The sequence below is a fragment of the Aeromonas sp. HMWF015 genome (assembly GCF_963878965.1).
Lineage (GTDB): Bacteria > Pseudomonadota > Gammaproteobacteria > Enterobacterales > Aeromonadaceae > Aeromonas > Aeromonas veronii.
The window spans coordinates 933-5,830 of the sequence record NZ_CAWNZT010000261.1 but is presented as its reverse complement, the minus strand read 5'-3'; the positions used below and the strand labels follow the sequence as shown (position 1 = coordinate 5,830).

General features: G+C 56.2%; 4 protein-coding genes and 1 pseudogene. 1 reads left to right on the top strand and 4 read right to left on the bottom strand.

The window, feature by feature from the left end; translation table 11 throughout:
• Nucleotides 1-76 precede the first annotated feature (76 nt).
• Complete coding sequence (locus AACS18_RS13610) at nt 77-1,138, top strand: class I SAM-dependent methyltransferase (protein ID WP_339373258.1); 1,062 nt, start codon at nt 77-79, stop codon at nt 1,136-1,138.
• A gap of 130 nt (nt 1,139-1,268) precedes the next feature.
• Here AACS18_RS13610 and malZ read toward each other — a convergent pair whose 3' ends face one another.
• From malZ to AACS18_RS23500, 4 genes and pseudogenes are all read right to left on the bottom strand, one after another.
• Nucleotides 1,269-3,098 carry a maltodextrin glucosidase gene (gene malZ, locus AACS18_RS13605; protein WP_108614381.1) on the bottom strand — a complete coding sequence of 610 codons (1,830 nt, stop codon included), beginning with the start codon at nt 3,096-3,098 and terminating at the stop codon, nt 1,269-1,271.
• 5 nt (nt 3,099-3,103) lie between these two features.
• Nucleotides 3,104-3,934, bottom strand: a complete 831-nt coding sequence (locus tag AACS18_RS13600) for an HDOD domain-containing protein (RefSeq protein WP_005355498.1) — start codon at nt 3,932-3,934, stop codon at nt 3,104-3,106.
• Between the two features lie 88 nt (nt 3,935-4,022).
• On the bottom strand, nt 4,023-4,439 hold the full coding sequence (locus AACS18_RS13595) for an META domain-containing protein (RefSeq protein ID WP_064339147.1): 417 nt from the start codon (nt 4,437-4,439) through the stop codon (nt 4,023-4,025).
• 165 nt (nt 4,440-4,604) lie between these two features.
• Nucleotides 4,605-4,898, bottom strand: a pseudogene (locus AACS18_RS23500) (molecular chaperone); the annotation flags it as partial.

Sequence of the window (4,898 nt, the reverse complement as noted above, 5' to 3'; positions counted from 1 at the left end):
AACATATCTTTAGGAGAGGATCATGAGATGTCCATATTGTCACAGTGATAATACATTGGTTTTCCTTGAACGCACAATGCCAGCCGTTTTATCTGCGTACTCTGGTAATTTCCAAGTAAAAGTATCGGAATTGCAGGTCAGTGCCTGCAAGGATTGCCTGGTAGGGTTTGCATCCAAGAAGTTATCATCTGAAGAACTAACGGAAATATATGACAACTATCTATATATTTCTCCGCTTAATAATATCGGATCTTCCAAGTATGACGGCATGATTGGTACCATCACAAGTCATTTCGGTAAAGATGAAAAAATATATGAAATTGGTTGTTCAGAAGGCTATTTGCTGAAAAAACTTAAAGAGATCGGATTTTCCAATGTGACAGGAATTGAGCCTGGCCCCCAAGCCGATATTGCGAAGAACTTGGGACTTAAAGTGATAAAAGGCTATTTTAATGCATGCCATGTTCAGGATAAGGTAGATGGTTACTATCTTATGCATGTTTTTGAGCATTTTGAAGATCCCTTTTCCATCTTTAAATTAATGTCGGAAACATTGAATGATACAGGAAGGATTGTCATTGAGGTCCCTGATTTCGGAGGCTTCCATGTACAGCACCTTTTCTACTATAACATCTACTTCATGCAAGTTTTGGCCCGTGATAATAATCTCAAAATAATATATCACTGTGTTGAAAATGACAGTTTGAGGGTCGTTTTTGTCAAGGCTGAAAATACACGTTTCAATGGCATTGAAACGGCCTTTGATAAAGTCAGTTATATTGAGAATCTATCGATTTTCAAACAGCGGTGCGATGCATCTCGCAGCAGAGTCAATGATTTTCTCAGAAGAGCAGGCCGTGTCGTTTGGTGGGGGGCCGGTTCTGCGTCAGTTATTCTGTTGAACGGAGTCGAGAAAGACATTTTGGACAATACCGAGATCATTGTCGTTGATGGTGACAAGAGTAAGGCCGACTGTACTATTCCCGGTGTTAATCTCAATGTGAGTTATTTCGAGACGATCAGTAATAAGCATGTCAGCAACCTTGTAATTGCTTCAAGCTTTTATAAAGAGATATTTGAGACAATGAAAGCTCACGGTATTACTTATGATCATGTGGAAGTGTTTAGTGATGCCTGATTAAAGGTGCAGGGGGCAGATTGTCCGAATGACGTGTAGTAAATAATTTTAAATTTATTGGTAGGATATTTCGGTCTACTGGGAATTATGGCGGGATATAGCCCGCCATGTATTTGATAGTCTCGATTGTTCAGCTCGACAGCAGCACCCGGGCCGAGTTGGCAGGGATGGTGAGCTGCACCTCGCCCTGCACCACTTCAAACTTCTCGCCGTTGAAGGCGTCGGTGAAGCGGCTGGCGGGGCTGGCGGTCTGCCACAGGGGCAGGCTGATGGTGCGTGGCTCGCTCGGGTGGCGGTTGCAAGCCACTACCACCTGATCGCTTTGCAGGGTACGGGCGAACACATAGCTGTGGGGCCCGGCGTAGAGGGTCTGGATATCGCCACGGCGCAGGGAGGGGCGCTGGCGGCGGATCTGGATCAGCCGGCGATAGTGGTCGTGCAGCACGTGATCCCAGTCAGTGGTATCCCACGGGAAGCAGCGGCGGCAGTCCGGGTCGTTGCCGCCGGATAGCCCCACTTCATCGCCGTAGTAGATGGAGGGTACACCGATATAGGTGAGTAGCAGGGTGGCGGCCAGCTGCATCCGCTGTTTGTCTTCACCCAGAAGATGGAGGAAACGGGCGGTGTCGTGGCTGTCCAGCAGGTTGAACTGGGCCAGCTGGTTCTTGAACGGGATGTGGGCCCGCGCCAGCTTGAGCCAGCGATCCAGCTCTTCAGCGCTGATCTTGATGGGGTGGTAGGCGATATCCTGCCCCGCCAGGAAGGCGCGGATCGGGTGAGCGAAGCCATAGTAGTTCATGGCGCCGTCCTCCTGATCCCCTTGCAGCCACTGGCTCGCCTCGAAGAAGTGTTCGCCGAGCACATAGGCATCCGGGTTCTCCTGCTTCACTGCCCCGCGAATGGCGCGCACGTGACTGCGATTGCCCTCGGCGGTGCCGCGCTCGCCCAGCATGTGGATGACGTCAAAGCGCCAGCCATCGATCTGGTAGGGGGCGCGCATCCAGTAACGGAGGATGGCGTCGTCGGCCCGATAGACGGCGTCTTGCACCTTCTCGCAGGAGAAGTCGAGCTTGGGCAGGCTGCGAATGCCCTTCCAGCTGACGTAATCCCCTTCTTTGTCAAAGGTGTAGAAGCTGCGCCACGGGGAGTCCGGGTTGCTCTGGGCCCCCAGTGGCGGGCAGAACCAGGGGTGCTCGGTAGAGGTGTGGTTGACCACCGCATCGAGGATGATCTTCATGCCGCGCTGGTGCAGGTTGCGGGTCAGCTCGGCGAACTGCTCGTTGCTGCCGAGGTGGGCATCCACCTTGAAATAGTCCTGGGTGTCGTACTTGTGGTTGCTCGGCGAATCGAAGATGGGGTTGAGGTAGAGCGCCGTCACCCCGAGAGATTGCAGATAGTGCAGCTTGGCATCGATGCCCGCCAGATCGCCGCCGTAAAATTCGCAGGCGCCGTGGCCCTCTTCATGACGACTGACCGGCTCGCCCCACGCCTTGCTGATCACCGCTTTGCCGCGATATTCGTACTCGTGATGCTTGACGCTCAGCGACGGATCGCCGTTGCAGAAACGGTCGGGGAAGATCTGGTAGAACACCTGATCCTGCACCCAGGCCGGTGGCTGGTGCAGGCTGTTGAAGCGAAAATGCTGTTCCCGTGGCGGCATGGACGCGCTGACGCCCGCCCCGTGCAGCCACCACTGCTCCTCGTCGGTGAGGCACTTGAAGCTGTAGAGGTGGATATCTTGTCCTTTGATGAGCGGCAGGGCCGCCTGCCACACCTGCAGCCGATCGCGGGTGGAGACCGCTGTCATCGGGATCAGGTACTCCTCGTTATCCGGTTCGTGGCGCAGCCACACCTCGCGGATCGGCGCATCCAGCTCGCTAAAAAGAGTCAATTGCAGTGCGTCGGCGCTCTCTTTGAACCAGGGCGCCACATGGGGATGAAACAGAAACGGATGGGTCATGATGCTTATTGAGTCAGAAGATCGGCGAGGGCATTACCCTGTTCATGCAGTGTTTCGAGCTGGCCTGCCAGCGACTTGGGATCCAGTCCCAGCTGATCGGCGAGCGGTTTGGGGAAGCGGGCGATGATGGCCTGGGCAGGCACGCCCGCGTTCCAGGCGAAGGAGATAAACACGGCGAGGCGGATCAGCACCGCCTCCTTGCTGACCGGATCGTGGGAGAGCGGGTCAAGCTGCTGGGAGATGGCATCGACGAAGGCCTCGGAGAGGTTCCAGCGCCGCGCCAGCTCGGCACCAAGCTGGGCATAGTCGTAGCCCAGCATCTCCCGCTGGGCCTCGACCCGGCTGCTGCCGTTCTGGATCGCCATGTTGATGAGCTCGGCCTCTTCCGGCAAGGTGCTCTGGATAAGCAGTTCGCCGATGTTGTGGATCAGAGCGCAGGTGAAGGCGGTCTCGGGATCCATCACCTTGGCCTCTTGGGCCAGGGTTTTGGCTATGGTGGCGACCTGGAAGGTCTCGGTCCAGAACTTGTTCTTGTCGAAGCTGGGCGGGGCCTTGAAGGTGCCGATGATGCCGGAGGCGACCACCACGGAGCGCAGCCGGTTGAAGCCGAGCCGGATCACCGCCTGTTCAATAGAAGTCACTTCGTTGCCCCGGCGCAGGGCGGCCGAGTTGGCCATCCGCAGCACCTTGACGCTGATCACCTGATCCATGGCGATCTTGGCCGCAATCTCGTCGATGCGGGCATTCTCGTCGTTGAAGCTCTGCATCAACTCGTGCAGCAGCTTGGGAATAGTGGGGAGTTGTTTGATCTTGTCAAACAGGCGATCCATCGACATGGCTGAGGCAGCCTCCGTTGCGAACTCTGCTTCATATTGTGCCACAGCCGCACAACATGTTCCTGTTTGTGATGCGGCTTTGTGAGCGTTAGAACACCCAGTCGCGCAAGGTGTATTCCAAACGGTGCTGTTTGCCCTGCAGGATCAGGTTCTGACTGGTGCCGCTCAGGGTCGCACCCTCGGTAAGGGTGGTCAGTACAGCCTGTTCGATAGTGTCGAGCGGCGGCATGCAGGCCATTTCGGTGCTGCCCAGACTGGTGACCCACAGCTTGTCATCTTCCAGATGGCCCTGACCGAAGTAGCGGTTGCAACCGGCGATGCCGTTGACGGTGAAGTGTTCGCCGATCTCGAAATCGGGGGGATTGTCGCGGGGGGCCTCGATCGGTTGGCCATCCAGTTTGCTCAGTACCCAGTGGTGGTGTTGCAGATCTTGCTGAACAAAGGCGGTCGAGCTGCAGCCAGCGAGCAGTAACAGGGGGATCAGCAAAAAGGGCAATCTGGGCATGAGGGGGCTCCGGTTGGGGGAGCGTCAAGAATACCCTTTTTGGGCAGTCGGGAGCAGGGCGGGAGAGGGGACGACCGACCGCTTCTGTCGCCCCTTGTCCCGCACGACTGTCGCTTAATGGCAACACACGGGTGATGCTGCCATCGATTTACGCTATCTCAGGGCTCAGTTGGCGAACAGCCGCTCGGCATAACGGGCAAGACCCGCGGCCACCGAGCCAAAGTCATCGCCACCCTCGAGCGGAATGGACGGGAGCTTCTGGCGGATAAAGCTGGCGATCAGCGGCGAGCGGGCGCTACCGCCGGTGACGAAGATGCGATCCGGCTGCACACCGGCGGCGGCAATCGCTTCGTCCATCAGCTCGCCAATTTTCTCCAGCAGCAGGGCCGATGCGTTGGCCAGCTGTTCGCGGGTCAGCTCCGCTTCCAGCCCTTTTTCCAGCTCGGCCAGCGACTGGCG

Bases quoted from the DNA above. Each gene is read 5' to 3' on its own strand.
- AACS18_RS13600 (WP_005355498.1), bottom strand. From the start codon at position 3,934: ATGTCGATGGATCGCCTGTTTGACAAGATCAAACAACTCCCCACTATT.
- malZ (WP_108614381.1), bottom strand. From the start codon at position 3,098: ATGACCCATCCGTTTCTGTTTCATCCCCATGTGGCGCCCTGGTTCAAA.
- AACS18_RS13595 (WP_064339147.1), bottom strand. From the start codon at position 4,439: ATGCCCAGATTGCCCTTTTTGCTGATCCCCCTGTTACTGCTCGCTGGC.
- AACS18_RS13610 (WP_339373258.1), top strand. From the start codon at position 77: ATGCCAGCCGTTTTATCTGCGTACTCTGGTAATTTCCAAGTAAAAGTA.